The organism is Shewanella insulae (assembly GCF_009831655.1).
Classification (GTDB): domain Bacteria; phylum Pseudomonadota; class Gammaproteobacteria; order Enterobacterales; family Shewanellaceae; genus Shewanella; species Shewanella insulae.
The window spans coordinates 1-647 of record NZ_WRPA01000048.1; the positions used below are offsets into that span (position 1 = coordinate 1).

A 647-nucleotide genomic window follows, 5' to 3' on the forward strand; every position below is an offset into this window, starting at 1 on the left:
CCGTGACCTCGAAGCTTAAGGTGATGGTCTCACCCTGGGCGAGGAACTGCACGTCACTGTTAAGAATGCTGTAGTCCCAGCTGTCGCTGTCGACGCTGAAGCCATCGATCAGGCTCTGAATCTGGCCTGCGCTGAGCACGCTGGTGAGATCGCCGCCGTCCCAGCTGATGTCATTGTTATACACCTCGGTGACGCTGTGGGTGTTGTTGACATCCACGTCGGTGAAGCTGAGCGCGCCGCTGTCGGTGAGGTTAGGATTGCTGGCATCTTCCACCACGCCGCCGCTGGCATCCACGGTGAGTACCGGCAGGTCGTTGGTGCCTGTAATGGTGAGACTGACGGTCTTGGTGTCAGACCCGCCGTCGTTATCGGTGACCGTGACCTCGAAGCTCAGGGTGATGGTCTCACCCTGGGCGAGGAACTGCACGTCACTGTTAAGGATACTGTAGTCCCAGCTGTCGTTGTCGACGCTGAAGCCATCGATCAGGCTCTGAATTTGACCTGCGCTGAGCACGCTGGTGAGATCGCCACCACTCCAGCTGATGTCATCGTTATACACCTCGGTGACGCTGTGGGTGTTGTTGACATCCACGTCGGTGAAGCTGAGTGCGCCGCTGTCGGTGAGGTTAGGATTGCTGGCATCTTCC

1 protein-coding gene is annotated in these 647 nt (G+C 58.3%); it reads right to left on the reverse strand.

Annotated elements, in window-relative coordinates:
• Positions 1–647 (reverse strand): VCBS domain-containing protein (locus tag GNT65_RS20450; protein ID WP_219822481.1); only part of this gene is annotated, 647 nt, incomplete at both ends.